The 22,627-nt window shown below is 66.9% G+C and carries 21 protein-coding genes and 1 pseudogene (1 of these 22 running past the window's edge); 6 read left to right on the top strand and 16 right to left on the bottom strand.

Going from position 1 to position 22,627, the window contains the following annotated elements; genetic code table 11:
- Positions 1-65: 65 nt before the first annotated feature.
- From IPM80_04345 to IPM80_04355, 3 genes and pseudogenes are all read left to right on the top strand, one after another.
- Positions 66-1,482, top strand: a pseudogene (locus IPM80_04345) (MATE family efflux transporter).
- 74 nt (positions 1,483-1,556) lie between these two features.
- Positions 1,557-1,937, top strand: a complete 381-nt coding sequence (locus IPM80_04350) for a hypothetical protein (GenBank protein ID MBK8957667.1) — start codon at positions 1,557-1,559, stop codon at positions 1,935-1,937.
- A 50-nt stretch (positions 1,938-1,987) separates the two neighbouring features.
- A complete protein-coding gene (locus IPM80_04355; GenBank protein ID MBK8957668.1) occupies positions 1,988-3,175 on the top strand; it encodes a thiolase family protein in 1,188 nt (395 codons plus the stop codon).
- Between the two features lie 57 nt (positions 3,176-3,232).
- Here IPM80_04355 and IPM80_04360 read toward each other — a convergent pair whose 3' ends face one another.
- From IPM80_04360 to IPM80_04370, 3 genes are all read right to left on the bottom strand, one after another.
- On the bottom strand, positions 3,233-4,081 hold the full coding sequence (locus IPM80_04360; GenBank protein MBK8957669.1) for an LLM class F420-dependent oxidoreductase: 849 nt from the start codon (positions 4,079-4,081) through the stop codon (positions 3,233-3,235).
- Positions 4,082-4,194: 113 nt separating this feature from the next.
- Positions 4,195-4,944 carry an EAL domain-containing protein gene (locus IPM80_04365; protein ID MBK8957670.1) on the bottom strand — a complete coding sequence of 250 codons (750 nt, stop codon included), beginning with the start codon at positions 4,942-4,944 and terminating at the stop codon, positions 4,195-4,197.
- Complete coding sequence (locus IPM80_04370; protein ID MBK8957671.1) at positions 4,934-5,401, bottom strand: BLUF domain-containing protein; 468 nt, start codon at positions 5,399-5,401, stop codon at positions 4,934-4,936. The genes IPM80_04365 and IPM80_04370 overlap by 11 nt, the downstream gene beginning before the upstream one ends.
- Before the next feature lie 186 nt (positions 5,402-5,587).
- Between IPM80_04370 and IPM80_04375 the strand changes: the two genes are divergently transcribed.
- The 3 genes from IPM80_04375 to IPM80_04385 are packed head-to-tail and all read left to right on the top strand — an operon-like array spanning position 5,588 to position 11,401.
- Positions 5,588-6,496, top strand: coding sequence for an alpha/beta fold hydrolase (locus IPM80_04375; GenBank protein MBK8957672.1), 909 nt, complete (start codon positions 5,588-5,590; stop codon positions 6,494-6,496).
- A gap of 7 nt (positions 6,497-6,503) precedes the next feature.
- Positions 6,504-9,275 (top strand): response regulator, encoded by a 2,772-nt coding sequence (locus IPM80_04380; protein ID MBK8957673.1) that lies wholly within the window; start codon positions 6,504-6,506, stop codon positions 9,273-9,275.
- Positions 9,272-11,401, top strand: a complete 2,130-nt coding sequence (locus IPM80_04385; protein ID MBK8957674.1) for an EAL domain-containing protein — start codon at positions 9,272-9,274, stop codon at positions 11,399-11,401. The genes IPM80_04380 and IPM80_04385 overlap by 4 nt, the downstream gene beginning before the upstream one ends.
- A 3-nt stretch (positions 11,402-11,404) precedes the next feature.
- On the opposite strand, the gene IPM80_04390 is transcribed toward IPM80_04385, so the two are convergent.
- The 13 genes from IPM80_04390 to IPM80_04450 all read right to left on the bottom strand — a co-directional run.
- Positions 11,405-11,836, bottom strand: coding sequence for a hypothetical protein (locus IPM80_04390; protein MBK8957675.1), 432 nt, complete (start codon positions 11,834-11,836; stop codon positions 11,405-11,407).
- Positions 11,837-11,903: 67 nt separating this feature from the next.
- A complete protein-coding gene (locus IPM80_04395) occupies positions 11,904-14,012 on the bottom strand; it encodes a PQQ-dependent dehydrogenase, methanol/ethanol family (GenBank protein ID MBK8957676.1) in 2,109 nt (702 codons plus the stop codon).
- A gap of 217 nt (positions 14,013-14,229) precedes the next feature.
- The gene (locus tag IPM80_04400; protein ID MBK8957677.1) at positions 14,230-14,688 is read right to left on the bottom strand and encodes a nuclear transport factor 2 family protein; all 459 of its coding nucleotides are present in this window, start codon (positions 14,686-14,688) and stop codon (positions 14,230-14,232) included.
- Positions 14,689-14,882: 194 nt separating this feature from the next.
- The gene (locus tag IPM80_04405; protein ID MBK8957678.1) at positions 14,883-15,614 is read right to left on the bottom strand and encodes an HAD family hydrolase; all 732 of its coding nucleotides are present in this window, start codon (positions 15,612-15,614) and stop codon (positions 14,883-14,885) included.
- A gap of 10 nt (positions 15,615-15,624) precedes the next feature.
- Complete coding sequence (gene surE / locus IPM80_04410) at positions 15,625-16,404, bottom strand: 5'/3'-nucleotidase SurE (GenBank protein MBK8957679.1); 780 nt, start codon at positions 16,402-16,404, stop codon at positions 15,625-15,627.
- A gap of 24 nt (positions 16,405-16,428) precedes the next feature.
- Positions 16,429-16,785, bottom strand: a complete 357-nt coding sequence (locus tag IPM80_04415) for a DMT family protein (protein ID MBK8957680.1) — start codon at positions 16,783-16,785, stop codon at positions 16,429-16,431.
- A gap of 81 nt (positions 16,786-16,866) precedes the next feature.
- Positions 16,867-17,313 (bottom strand): nuclear transport factor 2 family protein, encoded by a 447-nt coding sequence (locus IPM80_04420; GenBank protein ID MBK8957681.1) that lies wholly within the window; start codon positions 17,311-17,313, stop codon positions 16,867-16,869.
- Complete coding sequence (locus tag IPM80_04425; GenBank protein MBK8957682.1) at positions 17,298-18,068, bottom strand: SDR family NAD(P)-dependent oxidoreductase; 771 nt, start codon at positions 18,066-18,068, stop codon at positions 17,298-17,300. The genes IPM80_04420 and IPM80_04425 overlap by 16 nt, the downstream gene beginning before the upstream one ends.
- Positions 18,069-18,076: 8 nt before the next feature.
- The gene (locus tag IPM80_04430; protein MBK8957683.1) at positions 18,077-19,381 is read right to left on the bottom strand and encodes an MFS transporter; all 1,305 of its coding nucleotides are present in this window, start codon (positions 19,379-19,381) and stop codon (positions 18,077-18,079) included.
- Positions 19,378-19,935 carry a chalcone isomerase family protein gene (locus tag IPM80_04435; protein ID MBK8957684.1) on the bottom strand — a complete coding sequence of 186 codons (558 nt, stop codon included), beginning with the start codon at positions 19,933-19,935 and terminating at the stop codon, positions 19,378-19,380. The genes IPM80_04430 and IPM80_04435 overlap by 4 nt, the downstream gene beginning before the upstream one ends.
- Positions 19,925-21,145, bottom strand: a complete 1,221-nt coding sequence (locus tag IPM80_04440) for a class I SAM-dependent methyltransferase (protein MBK8957685.1) — start codon at positions 21,143-21,145, stop codon at positions 19,925-19,927. Before IPM80_04440 ends, IPM80_04435 begins: the two co-directional genes overlap by 11 nt.
- Positions 21,146-21,155: 10 nt before the next feature.
- Complete coding sequence (locus tag IPM80_04445) at positions 21,156-21,941, bottom strand: DUF1365 domain-containing protein (GenBank protein ID MBK8957686.1); 786 nt, start codon at positions 21,939-21,941, stop codon at positions 21,156-21,158.
- Positions 21,938-22,627, bottom strand: the 3' portion of a protein-coding gene (locus IPM80_04450) for an FAD-dependent oxidoreductase (protein MBK8957687.1). 672 nt of this gene lie beyond the right edge of the window; only the last 690 of its 1,362 coding nucleotides appear in the window; the start codon falls outside the window, past its right edge; it ends in the stop codon at positions 21,938-21,940. The genes IPM80_04445 and IPM80_04450 overlap by 4 nt, the downstream gene beginning before the upstream one ends.

Below are 22,627 nucleotides of genomic sequence, written 5' to 3' on the forward strand. Positions count from 1 at the left end.
GCGAGGGAACATCGCCAGACAATGAATGTGCGAATGAATTCGCACCTACCCAGGAAAGCCCCCGCATGAACCCCGCCACCTCATCCCTGCCGGCGCAGCGCTTCGACGGCGCCGGCCGTGCCCATGTCGACTGGCGTGCGGTGCTGGCGCTGGCCGGGCCGCTGATTGCCAACAGCGCCATCCAGGCCGCCATGAATCTCACCGACACCTGGTTCATCGGGCACATTTCGACGCTGGCGATGGCCGGCATGGGCGCGGTGCACTGGCTGGTGATCGTGTTCATCGGCGTGCTGGGCGGCGTGGCGATGGCGGTGCAGACCGTGGTCGCGCAGGCTCATGGCGCGCCGCTACCACCGCGCCGCGCAGGCCACCTGGACGGCGCTGTGGGCGTCGCTGTTCACCGCGCCGGTGTTCGTGGTGGTCGGGCTGGCTGGCGCCTGGATCCTGGCGCCCTTCGCGCTGGACCAGGAGGTGCGGGAGCTGGCGCTGCAATTCTGGCAGCCGCGCATGTGGGGCGCGGCGTTGGGCGTGGCGCTGTGGGCGGTGCTCGGCTTCTTCAACGGCATCGGTCGCGCGCGCGTCACGCTGGTCATCAACCTCGTGACCCTCGGCGTCAATGCCGCGCTCGCGTGGCTGTTCATCTTCAAACTGGAGTGGGGCGTGCCGGGTGCGGCCTGGGCCACCAACTGCGCCACCGCGCTGGGGCTCGCGATCGCGTTGGCGATGTTCCTGGGCGGCGGCGCGTTGGCGCGCTACGGCGCGCGCCTCACCTGGCGCATCAACACCCTCAGCCTGGTGCGCCAGTTCCGTCTCGGCCTGCCGATGGGCATCGGTCTGGCCGCCGACCTGTTCGGCTTCGCGCTGTTTCAATTGATGGTGGTGAAGTTGAGCCCCAGCGACGGCGCGGCCTCGCAAATCGTCATGATGCTGACCTCGATAGCCTACATGCCGGCCATCGGCATTGCCCTGGCCGGCACCACGCTGGTCGGGCAATCGATAGGCGCGGGCGACAAACGCTGGGCGCGACGCCTGGGCAACGCGGTGGTGGCGCTGGCGATGGTCTACATGGGCAGCATCGGTCTCGCGCTCGGACTGGCCAGCGACTGGACCATTCCGCTGTTCCTGGCCAGCGGCGACCCATTGTCGGCCGAGGTCGCACGCGCCGGCATCGCGCTGATGTGGCTGGCTGCCGCCTATCAACTGTTCGACGGCATGATCCTCGGCGCGAGTTTCTGCCTGCGCGGCGCCGGTGACGCCACGGTGCCGGCGGTGGTGATACTCGGCAGCTCGTGGTTGCTGTTCGTGCCGCTCGCCCACAGCCTGGCCTTCGCGCCCGGCCATGGCTTTGTCGACTGGCTGCCGCAATACGGGCTGGGCGCGGCGGGCGCCTGGATGGCGGCGGTGGTGTACGTGAGCCTGGTCGGGGTGCTGATGCTGGGGCGCTGGCGTTCGAGCGCCTGGGAACGCATGGTGGTGCGCTGACACTCACCGGGCATTCCTCGAGTGTGCGAATGAATTCGCACCTACAATGGCATTTTTCGCGGCGCGGAGCGGCCATGGGCAAGAACGATTCGATTCCCGACATCAACTGGCTGGCGCAGCCCGAGCCGCATAACTATCCGGCCGCGCTGTCCTACCTGTCGCTGATCTTCGAACCAGCGCTGGCTTCGCAGCGCGTTCAGCAATTGCGCGACGCGCCGCTCGAGGGCTTCAAGGCCAAGGACGTGTTCCGCGCCTCGGGCCTGTCGCTGCTCGGCGTCAGCAACTCCCACGTCGAGAAGAACATCGAGAAAATCGAGGACGGCAAGGCGCTGTCGCCCATCCTGCTGGTGCGCGACGGCGAACACGGCCGCGTGATCGTCGCCGACGGCTACCATCGATTGTGCGCCGTCTACCATTTCCACGAGGACGCCGAGATCCCGTGCAAGATCGTCTGAACAACGCGCTACCATAGCGCCCGAATTCCACAGTCACTGCAAGGTAAGCCATGAACCAGGTCGTCATCGTCGACAACATCCGCACCGGTCTCGCCAAGGCCCATCGCGGCACCTTCAACCTGACCCGCGCCGATTCCCTGATCGCCCATTGCATCGACAGCCTGCTGGCGCGCAACCCGGCGCTGGACGGCGCCGAGGTCGACGACGTGGTGGTGGGCGCCGCGCGCCAGATCGGCGAGCAATCGGCCAATGTCGCGCGCTACGGCGTGGCGCTGTCGAAACTGCCGATCAGCGTGTCGGCCGCGACCATCAGCCGCGCCTGCTCGTCGGGTCTGAATGCGATCGCGATTGCCGCCACCCAGATCATGAGCGGCTGCGCGGAAGTGGCGATGGCCGGCGGCGTGGAATCGATCACCGGCCTCGAGCGCGGCACGCCGGCCAAGTTCGACGAGCATCCGCGCCTGGTGGCCGAGATGCCCGCGATCTTCATGCCGATGGGCAACACCGCCGAAGTGGTGGCGCGCCGTTACAAGGTCACCCGCGAACAACAGGATGCCTACGCCCTGCAAAGCCAGCAGCGTTACGCGGCGGCGGTCAACGCCGGCTACGTGGCCGACGAGATCGCGCCGATGACCGTCGACTGGCTGAAAATCGTCAACAAGGACACCAAGGAAACCAAGGTCGTGCAGGGCACCGTCGACAAGGACGAGTGCAACCGCGCCGACACCACCCTGGCCGGGCTCGCCTCGCTGCCGCCGGCGTTCGAGAAGGATGGCACGGTGACCGCCGGCAATGCCTCGCAGCTGTCGGACGGCGCATCGATGACGCTGTTGATGTCCGAGCGCCGCGCGCAGCAGCTCGGCCTGACCCCGCTCGCCTATTACCGCGGCTGGGCGGTGGCGGGCTGCGAGCCGGACGAAATGGGCATCGGCCCGATCTTCGCCATTCCGAAGCTGCTGAAATACGCGGGTTTGAAACTGTCGGACATCGATCTCATCGAGCTCAACGAAGCCTTCGCCTCGCAGTGCCTGTACTGCCGCGACAAGCTCGACATCGACAACGATATCTACAACGTCAACGGCGGTTCGATCGCCATCGGCCATCCTTTCGGCATGACCGGCTCGCGCATGACCGGCGTCGTCATCCGCGAGCTCAAGCGCCGTCAGAAGAAGCTCGGCATCGTGTCGATGTGCATCGGCAAGGGCATGGGCGCGGCGGGGCTGTTCGAGGCCTGCTGAGGCTTCCTTGTGGGTCAGACTTCAGTCTGACCCACACAATTCGCGCGCAGGTTTTTGTCAGCGATAAGCCGGGATGAAGCGCGCGCAGGCATCCATCACCTCGAGCGCTTCGCCCTCGCTATCGGGCGGCAGGAACTGCACCACGCGCGTGACGCCGGCCGCCTGGTATTCGTCCAGGATTGCGTTCGTCATCTCCATCGCCAGGAACACCGTGATCGGTATCGACGCCGCGTCACGACCGCTCTTCGCGCAGCGCTCGGCGAGTTCGGCCTTGGCTTTCTGCAAGGCGCCGCCGCGCGGGTCGACCAGCAGCCAGCCATCGCAGTAATCGACCACGCGTTGCAGGCCCGCGCCGCTGACCGCGCCGAGCAGCACCGGCGGGTGCGGACGCTGCACGGGTTTGGGCCAGCACCAGATGCGTTCGAAGTTGACGAACTCGCCGTGATAGCTCGCTTCGTCCTTGGTCCAGATGGCCTTCACCGCCGCCACGCGCTCGCGCAGGATCTTCCAGCGGTCTTCGAAGCGCGTGCCGTGGTTGGCCATTTCCTCGCGATTCCAGCCGCCGCCGACCCCGAACAGGATGCGGCCGCCGGACAAGGTATCGAGCGTGGCGATGGCCTTGGCCGCGACGATGGGGTCGTGTTCCATCAACAGGCAGATGCCGGCGCCGACCTTGATGCGCCGCGTGGCGCCGGCGGCGGCCATCATCGACACGAAGAGATCCATGAAATGCGAATACTGGCGCGGCAACTCGCCGCCCAGCGGATAGGGTGTGTCACGGCTGGCGGGAATGTGCGTGTGTTCGGGAAACCACACCGATTCGAAGCCGCGCTCTTCCGCCGCGCGCGCGCAGACGTCGGGGCGGATGCCGTACTCGGTGTTCATGCTGACGACGCCGAAATCCATGATGCGATGGTCCCCTCGATTTGAAACAGTCGAGGGTCTAACGTACACCAAGCCGGCCTTGCTCGCATGGCGAACGGCAGGCGCTGACGCAGCGTGCGTCGGCGACTACGCAGCTAGAGCACGCGGATCATCGGTCGCGCGCTGGGGTAGCTCGGCGACGGCAGGCATTCGAAGCCCGGCCGCGCGAACAGGTAACCCTGGAACAGCGTCAGCCCTTCGTCTTCGAACCAGTGGAATTCTTCCAGCGTTTCCACGCCTTCGGCGATGACGTCGATACCGAGATCGTTGCAGGCCTGGCGGATCGCCCGGACGATGGCCTGGCGCGGCCCATGGTGAGCGATGCCGCGCACCAGTTCCATGTCGAGCTTGACCAGGTCCGGCTGGAAATTCGCCAGCAGGTTGAGGCCCGAGTAGCCGGCGCCGAAATCGTCGATGGCGACCATCACGCCCTCGGCACGGAATTCGTTGATGGCATCGGCGAAGCGCCGCTGATCATCGATGACCTGGGTCTCGGTCACCTCCAGCACCACGCGTTCGTTGTCGAAGCCATGGCGATGGGCCACCGCCAGGGTCTGGTCGATGACGGCATTGGAAGCGGCCAGCGAGCGCGGCTGGAAATTGAGGTGCAGCCGCGTGCGCATGCCGAGGCGCGCGGCCAGGGCGATGGCGCGCGGACGTGCCAGCTTGTCGATGGTCTCGATCGATGTCTCGTCCAGCGCGCCCAGGATCACGCCCGCCGGCTCGTTGCGTGCGCCACGCAGCAGCGCTTCATAGGCGTAGGGCAGGCGGCTCGCGATGTCGACTATCGGTTGAAAGGCATAGGACAGTCCGGCCACGCCGCTGGCATCGAAATCAGCGTGCATTGGCCACCTTGAGATCGCGCGCGGGCGGCGCGGCATGGCGCCAGCGGCCGGCGGCAAAGGCGGTCAGCAGTTTCTTGGCGCGGCCGGGCGTCAGCGTTGCAAGGCACGAGCCGCTGTCGAAGAAATCGTTGAGACCCAAGGTGTCGCCGAGCTCGGCCGGGTCGAGCTCGGCAAAGCCCATGCTCCAGTCGGCGAACGCGCGGCGCGCGATGGGCTCGCGCATGATGGTGGTGACGCGGGTATGGCGCTCGTCGCGGGCGATGCGAGCATACAGAGCGTCGACCACCGAGGCTTCGCCTTCCAGCACCTGGAAGAAGTTGCCGTCGATGTAGAGCAGGATGCCGCTCACGCCACGCGCGAGATTGCGCGCGCGGGCATCGTTCAGCATGTCCGTCAACTCCTGGGGCCGATAGGCGCGGCTCGCGGTACTGGCGTATATGCAGTGGATCATGCTCATTTCCGATCACCTTGGCGGGGCAGCGCGGCCTCCCTTCATGCACTGGCCGACGAGGCGGCGGCGGCCCTGTGCTTAAGCGGCCGAGAGGCCGCTAACCTTGAGCGCCGCCGCGCGCTTCGATGGCGGCTTGCAGAGGTCTGCGCACTGTGTCGCAATGCCCACACAGGCAGCAGGGGAGAGTGAGTCATGGTTCAAACGGTGATGTTCAAAAGCGCCGGGGTGCAATGCGCCGCCGATCTGTACAAGCCGGTAGGCGCGCGGCGCGGCCGGCGCGGGCCGGCGGTGGTCATGGGCCATGGTTTTTCGCTGGTCAAGGGCTGCCTTGCCGGCCAGGCCCAGGCCCTCGCCGAGGCGGGTTTCACGGTATTGGCCATCGATTACCGCACCTTCGGCGATTCCGGCGGTAGTCCGCGCGGGCAGTTGTTTCCGCTCAACGAGGCCGAGGACTTCCGCAACGCCATCAGTTACATGCAGGGCCGCGCCGATGTCGACCCGCAGCGCATCGGCATCTGGGGCGCGAGCTTCGCCGGCGCCCTGGTCAGCTACGTGGCGGCCGTGGACCGACGCGTGAAGGCCGCCTGCGCGGTGGTGCCGGTCACCGATGGTTACACCTGGCTCAAGCTATTGCGCAGCGAACATGAATTCAGCCAGCTGCGCGCGGCGGTGGAAGCCGACCGCGCCACGCGCTTTGCCGGCGGCAAGGGCGCGCGCATCCCGGTGTACGGACCAACAGGCACGCTGTGCGCGCTGCCTTGCGACGAACAGATAGCGCAGTTCTTCGCCGTCATGCCCGACGCCTTTCCGACCTGGCGCAACACCATCACGCTCGAATCGATAGAAAAGATCCTGGAGTTCAGTCCGCTGGCTTTCGTGCATCGCATCACGCCGCGCCCCTATCTCATCATCAGCACCGCCGGGCACGACATCGTGCATCCGGCCTGGACGGTGGCCGAACTCCATGCGCGGGCCCTGGAACCCAAGCGTCTCGAGTTCCTGCCCTTCGATCAGACCGGGCTGTACGTCGAACCGGGCCTGTCGCAATCGAACGCCGTCGCCGCCGAGTTCTTCACCGAGCACCTGGGACCCGTGGCCTGAGTACATCGTGCGTCATCGGCTAGCCAAGGCCGGGCTCGGCGACGCCGAGCACGTCGATCCCGACACCGACCCGCGCGTACGGCGCGAGCGCCTGCGCCTCGCGCTGCGCGGCCTGACCGGCAATTACATCGGTGGGGCGGTGGTCAGCCTGTTGGCGGTGTGGGCGTTGTGGGACGAGCTGCCCCACGCGCTGCTGTTGTCATGGCTGGCGTACATGGAGATCTCGATCGCGGTGCGTGCGTGGCGCAGTCAACGCGATGTGCGGCGCCTGGAGCAGAGCGACGATGCGCCGCCATTGCACGCGTTTCTGTGGGCGACGATGGCGGCCGGGCTCGGCTGGGGCGCGCTCGGCATGTTCCTGCCGCTGCTGCACGACAGCGATTCTCGCGCGCTGGTGGCGGTGGTGCTGGCCGGCGTCACGGCCGGCAGCGCGCCGAATTACGCGCTGGTGTTGCCGGCCGCGCGAGTCTTCCTGTGCACCGCCTTGATGCCGTGCATTCCCTTCTACGTGCTGGCCGGCAATCACGTCGACATGGTGGTCGGCGCGATGATCGCCTGCTACCTCGCCATCACGCTGCGCAATGCTTCAATCTTGTCGCGTGGTCTCGGCACGGCGCTGGCGCTGCGTTTCGAGAACACCGTCATCGTCGACGAGCTGCTGGCCTCGCGCCACGAGGCCGAGGAACTCAACGAGTCACTGCGCGCGCGCATCGTCCAGCACGAGGAAGACAAGCGCGCGCTGATCCTGGCACGCGACGCGGCCGAGGGCGCGGCGCTGGCCAAGTCCGAATTCCTGGCCAACATGAGCCATGAAATTCGCACGCCCATGAACGGCGTGCTGGGCCTGTCCGAACTGTTGCAGGGCACCGAGCTCAATCGTCGCCAGCAATACCTGGTGGACATGATCCATCGCTCCGGGCGCAGCCTGCTCAAAATCATCAACGACATTCTCGATTTCTCGAAAATCGAGGCCGGCAAGCTGGTGCTCGACGAGCGACCGTTCTCGCTGCGGGTGTTCATCGAGGACATCGGCGAAATGTTCTCCGAGACCGCCCATCGCGCCGGCCTGGAACTGGCGTGCGACATGCCGGCCGACATGCACGAGGTGTATCGCGGTGACGTCGAACGCATTCGCCAGGTGCTGACCAACCTGGTCAGCAACGCCTTGAAGTTCACCGAGCAGGGCGAGGTGGTGGTGCGCGTGGCGACGCTGAAGGCCGACGCCGAACATGCGCGCCTGCGCTTCTCGGTCAGTGATTCCGGCATCGGCATTCCGGCCCAGCACCAGGCGCGCATCTTCGATTCGTTCACCCAGGCCGATGGCTCCACCACCCGCCAGTTCGGTGGCACGGGCCTGGGACTCGCGATCTGCAAACAGCTGGTGCAACTCATGCACGGTACCATCGGCGTCGAGAGCGAAGCGGGGCGTGGCTCGACCTTCTGGTTCGAAGTGCCATTGCGCAAGGCGGCGCGCGCCGAGGTCAGCGATGCGGGCTTGGACGGCGCGGCGCTGCATGGCATGTCGGTGGTCGTGATCGGGCCGGCCGACAGCGCGCGAGCCGTGCTGTGCGCGCAGCTAGAAGCGTGGGGCGTGAAAGTCACGACCGCGCCGGACGGCGCGCGCGGCCTCGACGCGCTGCGCGCCCAGGCGGCGACGGCGTCGCCGGCAGCGGCCGTGATCTTCCCGCGCGACCTGGCCGACATGCCGGCCAGCTATTTCACCACCCGCGTGCGTGGCGAGCGCGGCTTGGGCCACGTGCGCCTGGTCATGCTGACCACGGTCGCCAATCTCGAATCGACCGGCGAACTGCTGGCGGTCGGCGTCAGCGCCTACGTCACCAAGCCGGTACGTCAGCGCGATCTGCACGCGGCCCTGCTGGCTGGCGCACCGAAGCTGTCGCGCGCCGACGCCGTCGGCGCGCGCGCCGGTGGTCGTCGCTTCAGCGCGCGCGTGCTGCTGGTGGAAGACAACGCGGTCAACCAGGAGCTTGCGCGCAGCCAGCTGGAAAGTCTCGGTTGCCAGGTGCGGGTCGCGACCAACGGCCGCGAAGCGCTGGACGCGGTGACCTTGAATCCCCTCGACGCCTTGCGCGAACCTTATGACCTGGTGTTGATGGATTGCCAGATGCCGGTCATGGATGGCTACGCGGCGACCGCCGAGCTGCGCCGGTGGGAACGCCAGCAGGGCAACGCGCGCCTGCCGATCGTGGCGCTCACCGCCCATGCGCTGGAAGGCGACCGCGAGCGATGTCTCGCCCACGGCATGGACGATTACCTGGCCAAGCCTTTCACGCGCGACGAGCTGGAACGCATGCTGGCACGCTGGCTGCCGCAGTCCGTCGCCCCCACCCGTAACGAGCCTGTAGCGATGTGCACGACCAACGACACCCAGAGTACCGTGCTGGACCACAAGATCATCGAGCGCATCACCGCCCTGCAGCGCGACGGTAAACCCGACCTGCTGGCCCATCTCATCGGCCTGTTCTTTGCCAGCGTGCCGCGCTTGCTGAGCGAAATCGAATTCGGCCTCACGGCGGGCGATGCCACGCTGGTGCGGCGCGCGGTGCATACCTTGAAATCCAGCAGCGCCAATCTCGGCGGCACGGCGCTCGCCAAGTTGTGCGGTGAACTCGAACTGCATGCGCGCGACGGCGCCTTGCCGGCGGTGGCGGCGCGCATCGACGTCCTGCATTTCGAACTCGATGGCGTGATAGCGGCATTGCGCGCGCTGCGTCCCCAGGTTGAACTGCCCGCCAACGCCAAGGAAGCCAGCTCATGACTGCAACCACGCCAGCCCTGTGCCTGATCGTCGACGATGACGAGATGCTGCGCGCGCTCACGCGCGCCGCGCTCGAAGGCGCCGGCTTCCTGGTGGAGGAGATCCCCGACGGCGAGCGGCTGGTGGCGGAGTTCCGGCGCCTGCGCCCGGACGTGATCCTGCTCGACGTGCTGATGCCCGGCCTGGACGGCTTCGCGGCCTGCGCACAGCTGCGCGCCGATCCGCTCGGCAGCCATGTGCCGGTGTTGATGATGACCGGTCTCGACGACGTCGAGTCGATCAACCATGCCTACGAAGTGGGCGCCACGGATTTCGTCACCAAGCCCATCAGCTTCGATCTCCTGAGCCATCGCCTGCGTTACATGCTGCGCGCCAAGAGCACCGCCGACGCGCTGCGCGCCAGCGAAGCGCGCCTCGCGCTGGCGCAGCGCATCGCGCGCCTCGGTCATTGGCAAGCCGACGCCAAGGGCGTGTTCGAGCCGTGGTCGCGCGAAACCTACGAAGTGCTGGGCCTGCCGCGCTCGGTGGTGATTGGCGATCTGACGGAACTGGCGCGTCTCGCCATCGCCGAGGATCGCGAGCGCGTGGACGTCGCCTTCGGCGAAGCGCTGCGCCACGGCAACTCCTTCAATCTCGAATTCCGCATCGCCGGCAGCGACGGCGAAGTGCGCAACCTGTACGTGGTGGCGCTGGCCGAGAACGTGGTGGACGGCGGCGCACGCTTCATCGGTACGCTGCAGGACATCACCGAGCGCCGCCGCGCCGAGCAGCAGATCCATCAGCTCGCCTATTTCGACGCGGTGACCGGCCTGCCCAATCGCGCCTCGATACGCGCCCACCTGGTACAGGCGCTGGCCTTGGCCAAGCGTAACGAGCGTTCCCTGGCGGTGCTGTCCATCGACCTCGACCACTTCCAGCGCATCAACGACACGCTGGGCTTCGCCAGCGGCAACGAGCTGCTGCGCGCGGTCGGCGAGCGCTTTCGCGCCGTGCTGCGCGCCGGCGACAGCGTGTCGCTGTTGAGCGAAACCTTGACCCTCGAAACCGTCGGCCGTGCCGCCGGCGACGAGTTCATCGCGCTGTTGCCCGACATCGCCACCGCCGAAGACGCGGCGGTGATCGCGCGGCGGCTGCGCGGCGCCCTGAACGAGCCGTTCGAGATCGCCGACCAGGAGATCTACGCGCGCACTTCCATCGGCATCAGCGTGTTTCCGGACGATGGTGCGAGCGCCGACGATCTGCTCAAGCACGCCGACAGCGCGTTGGCCCAGGCCAAGCGCGAGGGACGCGACTGCTACCAGTTCTTCACGGCGGCGCTCAACGCGCGCGCGTTCAAGCGCCTGACGGTGGAAATGCATCTGCGCCGCGCGCTCGACCGCGACCAGTTCATGGTCTATTTCCAGCCCAAGCTGCGCGCCAGCGATCTCGAGGTGGTGGGTTTCGAAGCGCTGGTGCGCTGGATGCATCCCGAGCTCGGTCGCGTATCACCGGCCGAGTTCATTCCCATCGCCGAGGAGACCGGCCTCATCGTGCCCATCGGTGAATGGGTGCTGTCCAATGCCGCCAGGCAACTGGTGGCCTGGGACCGCGTCGGGCGCGCGCCACTGAAATGCGCGGTCAACCTGTCGGCCATGCAGTTCCGCGTCAAGGATCTGCATCAACGCCTGGCACGGGTGGTGACGGACGCCGGACTCGATGCATCGCGCATCGACCTTGAATTGACCGAAAGCGTGCTGATGGAAGACGGCCAGACCGCCATCCGTACCTTGCATGAATTGAAGAGCCACGGCTTCGGCGTGGCGGTCGACGACTTTGGCACCGGCTATTCGTCCTTGAGTTATCTCAAGCGCCTGCCCATCGACGTGCTGAAAATCGATCAGTCCTTCGTGCGCGAACTCGGTACCGGCGGCGAGGACGCCGCCATCGTCAGCACCATCATCAGCATGGCGCGCAGTCTCAATCTCAAGGTGGTGGCGGAAGGCGTGGAACTCGCGTCGCAGCTCGAATTCCTGCGCACCCAGGGTTGCGACGAGCTGCAGGGTTACCTGTTCAGCCCGCCGCTGCCGGCGGCCGACATCACCGCCTGGGTCGAACAGCACGCGGCGCGGCCGCGCGACCCGAACTGAAGGTCAGCGTTTGAACGCTTCGCCGTGCAGGGTCAGGCCATTGCCCTGTACCAGTACGAACTGCAGGCGCGTGCCGGCTTGGACGATGTTGAAGTCCAGCGTCGAGACCTTGCTGCTGCCGCTGTACTTGAGGTTGGTCGACTTGCCGATGCAAGTCGAAGCCACCGTGTAGGTGCCGCTGGCGGCGAAACTCGCGACCGGATCGCCGCCGCAGCTGTTGCGCTGGGCCGTGATCTTGACGGTGTTGCTGCTGCCGGTGCCGGAGTTGAACGTCATCAAGCCCACGCCGACGCAGTTGCGCGCGCCGGCGAAATCCACCGCATCGTAGCTGAAACCCCAGGTGCCGGTGACGGTGGCGATGGCGCAGGCGGCACTGGCGCCGTCGGCCGCCGCCAGCAGCGCGGCGGCGGCGATGAAGTGAACGGCTTTGTGCATGGTGCGATCCTCGCTGTGATGAGATGTGCGCGACGCTCGAGGTCGCGCACATCCAAGCGCCGCGCTGTCAGTGACTCGCCGAACTGGACGGTGCGGCATTGGCGTCCAGCACCTGCGGCACCGTCGCCTGGCGACGAATGTAGTGACGCAGGGTCTCCAACTTATGGTCATCCAGTTGCTTGAAATTCGGCATGCCGAGCGAGCGACGCTGACCATTGACGACAATTTCCTTGAAGGCCGCCGCGTCGAGCGGCATCGGCGAAGCGCGCAAATCGGGCGCATAGCCACCTGATACCGCGCCGCCGCCGTGGCACATCGAGCACGATTCCTTGAACAGCCAGCTGCCTTCCTCGGCGAGCTTGTCGTCGACCTTGAAATCCGGCGCCGCGATCGGCTTCGGAAAGAACGGCGGGTTCTGTTTCGGGATCGCCATCTTGCCATCCAGCGCGAAGGTGAACACGCGCCGCACTTGCGCTTTGTAGGCCCAGCCGTGCTGTGCCGCGATCGAGCCGACCATCGACGCACCGGTGCCGCCCCAGCCGACCAGCAGCGACACGTATTGCTTGCCGTCGACGGTGTAGGTGACCGGCGGCGCCGAGATGCCGTGACCGAGTTCGGCATTCCACAGCACCTTGCCGTCGGTGGCGCGGTAGGCGACGAAGCGGCCGTCGGTGCGGCCCTGGAACACCAGGTTGCCGTGGGTCGCGAGCGTGCCGGCGTTCCAGATGCCGGGCAGCGGCTGTTCCCACACCAGCTTCTGGGTGGCGGGATTCCAGGCGCGCAGCATGCCCTTGCCCGCATTGGCCGGGGCATCGCCGCGCAAGGTGTCGATGGCCGGATCGAAGGCGAAGTCGGGCGACTTCCAGGTCTTGAGCGCGATGGCCTTGTCGTTGAACAGGCCCGGCATCTCCAGCGACGGAATGTAGACCAGCTGGGTGTCGGGGCTATAGGACATCGCATGCCAGCTGTGCACGCCCACCGCGCTCGGCCACACCAGTTCTTCGCCGTCCTCGTAGCGCGCGCCCTTTACTTCCACCGGCCGGCCGGTCTTGAGATCGATGCGTTCGGCCCATGTCACCTTGCCGAATTTCTCGGCCGACAGTAGTTCGCCGTTGGCGCGGTTGATGATGTAGAAGAAGCCGTTCTTGGGCGCGTGCAACAGGGTCTTGATGGTCTGGCCGCCGAACTTCATGTCGGCCAGCACGATGTCCATGTTGGAGTTGTAGTCCCAGGTTTCGCCGGGCGTGGTCTGGTAATGCCACTTGTATTCGCCGGTGTCGGCGTCGAGCGCGACGATTGAACACAGGAACAGGTTGTCGCCGCCGCCCGGGCTCCTGATCTTCTGGTTCCACGGTGAGCCGTTGCCGGTGCCGATCAGCACCTGGTTGAATTCGGGGTCGTAGGTGATGCCGTTCCACACCGTGCCGCCGCCGCCGTGCTTCCACCACTCGCCGTTCCAGGTCTTGGCCGCCATTTCCATGGTCTTGTTTTCGAAACCGTCGGCGGGATTGCCGGGCACCACCCAGAAGCGCCACGCCTGCTTGCCGGTTTCGGCATCATAGGCCGTCACGTAACCGCGTGCCGGACCCCATTCGGTGCCGCCGTTGCCGATGATGACCTTGCCCTTGAACACTTTCGGCGCACCGGTCACGAACAGCGCCTTGCGCGGGTCGAGGGTCATGGTGTTCCACAGTTCCTTGCCGGTCGCGGCGTCGATGGCAATCAGACGGCCGTCAACGGTGGCGTTGTAGACCTTGCCTTGCCAGTAGGCGAGACCGCGGCTCGAATCCCACATGATGCGCAAGCGATCACCGGCGGTGTCGATGACCTTCGGATCGTAGGTCCACAGGAGCTTGCCGGTTGCGGCCTCGACCGCGTAGACCACGTTGTAGCTGCCCGGGAAGTACATCACGCCGTCGACCACCAGCGGCGTGCCGTTCAAGGAGCGATCGTTGGGCAGGTCCATGACCCAGGCGACGCCGAGCTTGTCGACGTTCTTCTCGTTGATTTGATCGAGCGGGCTGAAGCGCTGCTCGCTATAGGTGCGGCCATAGGCGGCCCAGTTGGCGCCATCGTGCTCGTCGGCCAGGGCCTTGTCGTCGATGGTGGCGGCGGCGTGCGCGCCGCTGAAAGCGAATGCAAAGAAAAGGGCGATGGTGACGAGCAATGGGCGCATGTTTCCTCCCCGAGCGATGGCCATGTGGTGTGCGCGCCGGTGTTTACCGGCGGCAGCCATGGTAACGGATCGGGGGCGGATGGGGAGGCACGCCGTGAATGTGCGAATAAATTCGCACCTACAGGCGCCGTTGTAGGTGCGAATTTATTCGCACATTCATTCAAGGGTGCAAAAAAAACGGCCGGACCTTGCGATCCGGCCGTCCTTCATCGAAGCATCAAGCGTCGGCGTTGAAGATGTCGCGATGCAGCTTCCAGGCGCCGCCTTCCTTCTTCCACACCACGATGTACTTGCCGGCGCCGAGCACCGCGCCGCCGTCACCCTTCAAGGTAAAGGCGCCACACTCGTTGGCGGTGGTGCCGAGCTCGTCGACTTCCTGGGTCTTGAGCACCACGGACTTCACGCCCTGCGCAATGGCCGCGGCCCAGAAGCCGGCGATGTTCTTGGCGCCCTTCTGCGCCGGCGCGCCGGGCGGCATCAACAGGGCCTTCTTGCTGTAGCAGGCGGCAACGGCGGCGGCATTGCCCGCGGCCAGGTGGCCCATCAGCACCTTGTTGGCCGCCTTGATGGCGTCCTTGGTGCTCAGCTTCTTGGCCGGTGCCGCTTTCTTGGCCGCGGGCTTCTTGGCCGCAGCCGGTTTCTTCTTCGCGGCAGCGGGTTTCTTCTTGGTCGCCATGAACGATTCTCCCTGTAAGACAAGATGGGTTGGTTGGGGCTGCTGCTGCGCGCCGAAGAAGATCACGACATCCCCCGACGCGTTCATCACGCGTCACTGTCGCTGGCCTCGACCTGCTTACCCGTGGGTGCGCATCGGCAACCCCCTAATAGTAGATCAACCCGCATCCCGTGTAAGCGGGTCGCGCAGCGCGCTCAGGCGCCCCGCGCGGCCGCCAGGATGTCTTTCAGTTCGGCGAGCGTGGCGATGTTGTGATCGGCGCTGACGTTGATGCGGCCGGTCTGCAGCGGTGGCGGCAGGCCGCCGTCGAGGATCAGCGCGGTGCGCATGCCGACCGCGTTGGCGCCGATGATGTCGTGCTCGGGAGAATCGCCGACGAACAGCACGTCGCCGGCGGCGAGGCCCGAACGTTCCAGCGCGACCTCGAAGAAGCGGCGGTCGGGTTTGCACGATTGGGCGGCTTCGGAACTGGTCCAGTGATCGAGAAAGCGATCCAGGCCTTCGCGCGCGATCAAGGGCTCGAGCATGTCGTCGTCGATGTTCGACACCACCGACAGGTAGAGGCCGGCGTCCTTCAGGTGGCGCAGGGTCTCGACGCAGTCCTCCTTCAGCACCAGGCAGTCAACGATCGCGGCACGATGCGCTTCGCGATACCAGTCATGCACCGCTTCGTCGTGGGGCGCGGCCAACAGGTCGGCGAAACGCATGAAGGTGTCGTGGAAGAAATCCGCGTGCAGGTAGTAGGCACGCTCGGCATAGGCGAAGGTCATGTCGCGCGAAGCCTGGGTATAGGCTTCGCGGATCTGGTCGCGGCCGGCTTTGACGCCGAGACGCGTGACCGCTTCCACCAGCAGCGGCGCGGTCGCGCGTGGTACGTTGCGATAGCTGAACAGCGTGCCGCCCAGGTCGAAAAATACGCCTTGCATGGGTGTTTCCTCAGCCCAGCACACCGGCCAGCCTGGCACGCCAGGCCGCGTCGGTGAAATCCATCTTGATCGGCGTCACCGCCACCGCCTTGTCGGCGATGGCGTGCAGATCGGTGTTCTCGAATTCGTTGCCGCTGGTATAGGCAATCTTCACCCAGTAATAGGGCTGCGCACGCGCGTCGACACGCGGCATGATGGAAAACGAACCGGGCGGACGTTGGCCCTGGGTGGTGAGTCGCACGCCGCTGATCTCGGCCACCGGCACGTCGGGGAAATTGATGTTGATGAACGAGCCCGCCGGCCAGTCCTCGAGGCCGACAACCTTGCGCAACAGCTCCGGGCAACGGGCCGCGGCCGGCGCGAAGTCGGCCACCGCGCCGGGCGCGCGCACCTGCGACAGGGCAATCGAGCGAATGCCGAACAGCGTGCCCTCCATGGCGGCGGCGATGGTGCCGGAGTAGGTGACATCCTCGGCCAGGTTGGCGCCGCTGTTGATGCCCGACAGCAACAGCGTCGGCGGCGTGTCCGCCATGCACTGCGAAAGCGCCATCAACACGCAGTCGGTCGGTGTGCCCGCCACCTGGAAGCGCTTGGGGCCGAGCGCCTGCATGCGGATCGGCAAGGTCAACGAGATCGAATGACCCGCGCCGCTGCGTTCCTGGTCGGGGGCCACCACCCACACGTCGTCGGTGATGGTGCGCGCGATCTCTTCCAGGAGCTTGATGCCGGGAGCGTGGATGCCGTCGTCGTTGGTGATGAGTATGCGATGGTGAGGGTGGGATTTGTTCATGGCCGCGAGTATAGCGAGATAAGTTCAGCCGCCGAACCAGCGACTGCGGAAAACGAAGTACACCGCGCCCAGCAGGCACAGCGCCGCCCACAGGTAATCGAGCTTGGGCGGCTCCTTCATGTACAGCCAGGCGAAGGGCACGAACACCGTGAGCGTGATCACTTCCTGCAGGATCTTGAGCTGGCCGAGCGACAGCGCGCTGTGACCGATGCGATTGGCCGGCACCTGCAGCAGGTATTCGAACAGCGCGATGCCCCAGCTCACCAGCGCCGCCACCAGCCAGGGCTTGTGATTGAGGGTCTTGAGGTGCGCGTACCAGGCAAAGGTCATGAACACGTTGCTGGCGGTCAGCAGACCGATGGTGGCGAGAATGGGATGCATGGCGGGCAGGCTTCCGATGATGGCGTCGCGACGGGCGCCGCCATTCTCGCACGCGACGTGGTGATTTCCAGGCGGCGCGCTTCAGCCGAGGCGACGGCGCAACCAGCGCAGCACGGCGCCGAGCAGCGGCAGTTCGGCGTAGACCTGCGCGGCGGCATCCCAGTAGTCGCGGTGTTCTACCACGCGGCCATCGTCGCCGAAGCGCAGGTGGGTGACGCCGTGGATGAGGCGCTGGCGCGCCGGTTGCCAGTCACGCAGGCGATAGTGGAAGTCCCACACCAGCACCGCGCCGTGTTCCTGCACGGCCGTTTCCAGCACCACGAAGCGCGGTTCGACGAGGCGCTCGAACATGCGCTCGAGCAGCGTCGTGAGCGCCGCCGCGCCGTGCACGTCGTTGAACGGATCGACGAAGTGCACGTGCCCGGCGTAGACCTGTGGCAAGGTCGCGAGCGTATCGCGCGTGAGGTGCTGCCACCACGCACACACGCGTTCGACCCGCGGGTCGGCGAAGTTCAGCGCGTCAGCCATCGCATCAGCGGCAGGTAGAGCGGCGCCGGCAGCAGCGCCAGCGTCTTCATGACCTGGGTGAAACGCCGCGGGAAATGGATCTCGAAGTCGCCGCGCGCGAGCCCGGCGATGATCGCATCGGCGGCGACGGACGCATCGACGAGGGCCGGCATCGGAAAAGGATTGTTGGCGGTGAGGGGCGTGCGCACGAAGCCCGGGTTGACCACGCTCACCGCCACATCGTCGTTGGCGAGTTCCAGATACAAAGCCTCCGCGAGGTTGTTGAGTGCCGCCTTGCTCGGCCCGTAGGCGAGACTGCGCGGCAGGCCGCGATAGCCCGCCACGCTCGAGACCAGCACCAGGCCGCCGGCGCGCACCGCGCGCAGGCGCGGCAGCACCGCCGCCAGCACGTTGTAGACGCCGCCGAGATTGGTGTCGAGTACGCGCCGCGCGTCGGCCAGCGTGAATTCGGCGATGCCATGGGGCTGGTAGTCGCCGGCCAGCATCACCACCAGGTCGTATCCGCCCCAGCGCGTCACCAGCGCCTGCTCGGCCGCGGCCACGCGCTCGGCGTCGGTGACGTCGAGCGGCAATGCGCAGGCGCGCTGCTCGTCGTAGGGTGCGATCAATGCGTCGAGCAGCGCGCCACGACGCGCCGACAGCGCCACCCGTGCGCCGCGCGCCAGCAGCGCGCGGGCGAGGGCTGCGCCGATGCCGCTGGACGCGCCCAGCAACCACACGCGCTTGGCGGACCAGTCACGGATTGGGTGGTTCATGGCCATGTTCAGGCGGCCCTGGCCCGAATCATCTTGCATGGTCGCGCGGCGCCGCGCATCAGCAGCAGGCAGGCGGCGCCCTTCAGACCACAGGGCAGCAGCGCGTAGAGCAAGGCGAGCGGGCTGACATCGGCGAACCGCACGCGCGCGCCGTCGCCGAGCGCATCGAGCAGCGGCAGCGCGATGCCTGCCGCCAACGCCAGGCTGAGCTTGGTCACCAGCGCCCACAGGCCGAAGTAGGCGCCGCCCGTATTACCGCGCGCGGTGCTTCCATCCTCGTCCATGCTGGTTGCCAGCAGCACCGGCGGCAGCGCGAGATCGGCGCCCAGCGCGCAGCCCGACACCACGCAGATCACGAGGTAGGGCAGCACGTCGCCGTGGCCGAGCAGCGCCGCGCCGGCGAACGCCACGATACCGGTCGACATGCCGAGCAGCCACGCACGTTCGACGTCCAGGCGTCGCGCCAGCCATGGCCACAGCGGCATGGCGAGCATGCCGGCGACGAAATAGCTGCACAGGAACAGCGGCGCCAGCGCCGCTTCGCCCAGCACCTGGTCGACATAGAACAACACCAGCGTGGCGGGGATGGCATTGGCCGTACCGTTCAAGGCGAACACGCCCAGCAGGTGGCGGAAGCGTCGATTGGCGAGTGGCCGCAGCACGGCTCGCCAGTCACCGCCCTGCGCGGCATGGCCGTGCCACGCGCGTGCCGGCGGCGACAGGTGCACGGTGATGATGGCGGCGAGCAACAACAGCACCGCGAGCAGCGCCGCGAACCCGCCGTAGCCGGCGCGCGTGCCGGCCATCATCACGCAGTAGGACGGCAGCAGCACGCCGGCCAACACGCCGAGCAGTGTGAGTGCCTCGCGCATGGCGGTGATGCGGGCGCGCTCTTCGAGCTGCTCGGACAGTTCCGCGCCGTCGGCCTGGTAATTGATCTGCACCATCGCGAGCGCGGCGTGCACCAGCATCAGCATCGCCAGCAACCACGCGCCGATGTGCGGCTGGGCCCAGGCCGGCGGCATGAACAGGCCGAGCGTGGCGAGCGCCAGCAGCGGCACGCCGCCGATTATCCAGGCGCGCCGCCCGATGCCGCGCGCGCGGGCGCGATCGCCCCATAACCCGAGCCACGGATCCTGCACTGCGTCGAGCGCGCGTGCCGCCAGCAATAGCAGGCCCTGGGTACCGAGCGCGAGCCCGAACTGCTCCGCGTAGAGCTTGGGCACATGCACGTAAAGCGGCAACGAGAGCATGGCCAGCGGCACGGCGAGCGCACCGTAGGCCAGCAGCCGTGCGTTGGGCAGGCGCGTCACGGCGTGCGCGCGCCGTCGCCGAGCAGACGCGCGCGCAGCCGCGGCGCGCTGGTGTCGACGCGCAGCCAGATGCCAAAGAAGGCGTCGACGAACGCGGGGTCGCGAATGCTGGCGAGGTAGCCGCGCGCGGAATAGAAGCGCGCCTCCTCGCCCGGCAGCGCCAGGCCTATCAGCCGATCGCCCTTGCGTACGTCGGGGAACACCGCGCGCATGTCCCGCGCCCAGCGGGCGAGCTGCGCCTCGTCGCGCCAACCCTGCTGGCGGATCTCGGCGATGCTGGTGTCGACCAGCGCGCTGGCGTCGATGTCGAGCGCGTATTCGAGATCGAGGGCGAACGGCTTTTCGGCGTGAAAGGCGCGCTCCGTGGTCCACAGGCGCGCGGTGTAGACCTTGAAACCGAAATGGCGCATGTCGGCGCTGCCGATCAGTGCCAGCGGCGGCGCCTCGTCGCGCAGGGCGGCCGGCAACTCCCTGGCGAGTGCCGGCGCGCACAGCACGAGGCTCAGCACCAGCAGCAGGCAGCCCCGACGTGCGAGACTTTTCTCAATGCGCATGACGGAACGCGAGGTGCACGACATCGGTGCGTCCGCAGCGAAAGCCGGCTTCGCAATAGCTGAGATAGAACTGCCACAGGCGCATGAAGCGTTCGTCGAAGCCGAGCGCGCGTATCGGCGCGCTGGCGGCCTGCACACGCTCGCGCCACAGCGTCAGGGTGGTGGCGTAGTCATGGCCGAAGCGCGAGGCTTGCTCGAGCGCGAGTCCGGCGCGGGCCGCGTCGGCCACCATGCGCCGTTCTGGCGCCAGCATGCCGCCGGGGAAGATGTATTCGCGAATGAAGTCGCTGGTGCGCCGGTAGCGCGGGAACACTTCGGGCGCAATCGTGATGGCCTGCAGTGCGGCGCGCCCGCCCGTCTCGAGGCGCGCCGCGAGCGCTTCGAAGTAGCGGCGCCAGTAGCGCTCGCCGACCGCTTCGAACATTTCCACCGACACGATGTGATCGTAGCGGCCACCGACGTCACGGTAGTCGATGAGTTGCAGTTTCACGCGGTCCGCGATGCCCGCCTGTCGCATGCGTGTCTCGGCGTAGGCGAGCTGCGCGGCCGACAGCGTGATGCCGGTCACGCGCACATCGCGCGTCTTGACCGCGTATTCGGCGAAGCCGCCCCAGCCACAGCCGACTTCGAGGATGTGCTGACCGGGCTGTGCGTCGACCAGTTCGAGCATGCGTTCGTACTTGGCGCGCTGCGCATCGACCAGTGGACGCGACGCGTCACCGTCGAAGCAGGCGGCGGAATAGGTCATGGTCTCGTCCAGCCACAACGCGTAGAACGCATTGGACAGGTCGTAGTGGGCGGCGATGTTGCGCTTGGCCTGCGCGCGCGAGTTGGCGCGCCACCAATGCTTCAAATAGAGCTGCAGCGCCACCAGCGGCTGCGCGTAGAAATGCCGCGCGAACGCCGCTTCATTGGCCGCGCACAGCATGACGAGGGCCGTGACATCGGAGCTCTCGAGCCGGCCATCGCGGTAGCACTCGGCCATGCCGACGTCGGCCGCGCGCAAGAGCGCGTCCGCCACGCCCCAGTCGCTGAACTCGAGATCGGCCTGCGGCCCCGCTTCGCTGCCGCGAAAGCAGGTGCGCGTACCGTCCGGCGCGGTGAAATTCAATTCGCCATGGGTGAGCCGCGACAGCAGCGCAATGAAGTTGCGCGCGCTGGCGGGCAGGGAGCGCGTGGCACGGGTCTTGTAGAGGTGTTCGATGGCCATGGTCTGTCGTTCAGTGGGAAGTGTCGAATTCGGGCGGCGCGGGCTTGCGAAACCACGGCACGCGTTTGCGCCACAGCTTGAAGGCCTGCCAATGGATGCGTGCCATCACCCCCAGGGTGAACAACGGATAGGCGACGAACGCATCGAGCGTCGCGCGCGCATCCAGCGGCTTGGGCCGGCCGGCGATGGTGGTGAGGATCAACTTGTCTTCGGGCGCCGGCCCGTCGCAGTAGTCGATGTGGGCCACGCTGCGCGCACTGTCCTGCGCGAAGCGGAATCGGTAATGGCCGCGCACCTCGCAAAACGGCGAGACGTGGAAGTGTTTCGCAGTGCTGAGCCAGCTGCGCGCCGTGATCTCCGCGCCTCCATCGTGGCTCAAGACGTAGTTGTGCCGTTCGCCGAAAGTGTTGTTGACCTCGGCGATCACCGCGCGCAGCGCGCCGCCACGATCATGGCAGTACCACAAGCTGATGGGATTGAACACGTAGCCGAGCAGGCGCGGGAAGGTCTGCAGCACCACTTCGCCGTCGACGTGGCCGAGCTGGGCGGCGGCGAGCTGCGCACGCGCCCAGGCGAGCAGGTCCGAGCCGTCGCGCGGTCCGTAATCGCGTACGTGGAAGGACATCAGGTTGAAGCGGTCGCGGCCCAGCCAACGGTTCGGCACGGCGTCGAGGCGCGACAGCGGAATGCGCAGGAAGAACACCTTGTAGCTGAAGTGATGATCGGCCGGGCGCAGGCGATGGTGGACGACTTCGCCCACGCACAGCTCCGGCCCGCGCGCTGGCGTCTGCGTCATGCGGCGCTGGCCCAGCGCCGCGCCACGGCGGCGGGTGGCACGGGTACGCGGCTCGCCTGGTGCGGTTGCGGCCACGGACGTTGCACGCCCCCCAGTTGTTCCGCCACCAGCAGCCCGGCCTGCAGGCCGTCTTCATGAAAGCCGTAGCCGCAATAGCTGCCGCAAAACCACGTGCGTTGCACGCCCTGGATGTCCCACAGCGCGGCCTGCGCCGCCAGCGCCGCGCTGTCGAACTGCGGATGGCGATACTCGGTGCGGTAGTGCGTGGCGTGGGCGCCCGGCGCGTCGGCCGGGTTCAGGGTCACGAACCACTGCTGACGCGTCGCCAGCGGTTGCAGACGGTTCATCCAGTAGGTGACACACAGCGCCTCGTGATCATCGGCCACGCCACGCGCGAGAAAATTCCAGCTCGCCCAGGCGCGACGACGACGCGGCATGAGATTCGCGTCGGTGTGCAGGTAGGCGACGTTGCGTGCGTAGCGGAAGGCGCCCAGCAGCCGCTTTTCATCGATGCTCGGCGTGTTCAGCAAGGCCAGCGCATCATCGGCGTGGGTGGCCAGCACCACGTGGTCGAAGTGCTCGACGCGGCCGTCACTGCGCTCGATGGCCACGCCCTGCGCCAGGCGTTCGACACTGCGCACCGCGGCGTCGGTGACGACGGTGCCACGCAAGCGCGCGCGCAGGCG

The sequence above is a fragment of the Pseudomonadota bacterium genome (assembly GCA_016719885.1).
Classification (GTDB): Bacteria; Pseudomonadota; Gammaproteobacteria.

Excerpts from the sequence above, each read along its gene's own strand:
- IPM80_04405 (MBK8957678.1), bottom strand. The coding sequence starts at position 15,614 with ATGCAAGGCGTATTTTTCGACCTGGGCGGCACGCTGTTCAGCTATCGC.
- IPM80_04355 (MBK8957668.1), top strand. The coding sequence starts at position 1,988 with ATGAACCAGGTCGTCATCGTCGACAACATCCGCACCGGTCTCGCCAAG.
- IPM80_04350 (MBK8957667.1), top strand. The coding sequence starts at position 1,557 with ATGGGCAAGAACGATTCGATTCCCGACATCAACTGGCTGGCGCAGCCC.
- IPM80_04440 (MBK8957685.1), bottom strand. The coding sequence starts at position 21,145 with ATGGCCATCGAACACCTCTACAAGACCCGTGCCACGCGCTCCCTGCCC.
- IPM80_04375 (MBK8957672.1), top strand. The coding sequence starts at position 5,588 with ATGGTTCAAACGGTGATGTTCAAAAGCGCCGGGGTGCAATGCGCCGCC.
- IPM80_04360 (MBK8957669.1), bottom strand. The coding sequence starts at position 4,081 with ATGGATTTCGGCGTCGTCAGCATGAACACCGAGTACGGCATCCGCCCC.
- IPM80_04385 (MBK8957674.1), top strand. The coding sequence starts at position 9,272 with ATGACTGCAACCACGCCAGCCCTGTGCCTGATCGTCGACGATGACGAG.
- IPM80_04445 (MBK8957686.1), bottom strand. The coding sequence starts at position 21,941 with ATGACGCAGACGCCAGCGCGCGGGCCGGAGCTGTGCGTGGGCGAAGTC.
- IPM80_04400 (MBK8957677.1), bottom strand. The coding sequence starts at position 14,688 with ATGGCGACCAAGAAGAAACCCGCTGCCGCGAAGAAGAAACCGGCTGCG.
- IPM80_04425 (MBK8957682.1), bottom strand. The coding sequence starts at position 18,068 with ATGAACCACCCAATCCGTGACTGGTCCGCCAAGCGCGTGTGGTTGCTG.
- IPM80_04370 (MBK8957671.1), bottom strand. The coding sequence starts at position 5,401 with ATGAGCATGATCCACTGCATATACGCCAGTACCGCGAGCCGCGCCTAT.
- IPM80_04420 (MBK8957681.1), bottom strand. The coding sequence starts at position 17,313 with ATGGCTGACGCGCTGAACTTCGCCGACCCGCGGGTCGAACGCGTGTGT.
- IPM80_04365 (MBK8957670.1), bottom strand. The coding sequence starts at position 4,944 with ATGCACGCTGATTTCGATGCCAGCGGCGTGGCCGGACTGTCCTATGCC.
- IPM80_04415 (MBK8957680.1), bottom strand. The coding sequence starts at position 16,785 with ATGCATCCCATTCTCGCCACCATCGGTCTGCTGACCGCCAGCAACGTG.
- IPM80_04395 (MBK8957676.1), bottom strand. The coding sequence starts at position 14,012 with ATGCGCCCATTGCTCGTCACCATCGCCCTTTTCTTTGCATTCGCTTTC.
- surE (MBK8957679.1), bottom strand. The coding sequence starts at position 16,404 with ATGAACAAATCCCACCCTCACCATCGCATACTCATCACCAACGACGAC.
- IPM80_04435 (MBK8957684.1), bottom strand. The coding sequence starts at position 19,935 with ATGCGCATTGAGAAAAGTCTCGCACGTCGGGGCTGCCTGCTGCTGGTG.
- IPM80_04390 (MBK8957675.1), bottom strand. The coding sequence starts at position 11,836 with ATGCACAAAGCCGTTCACTTCATCGCCGCCGCCGCGCTGCTGGCGGCG.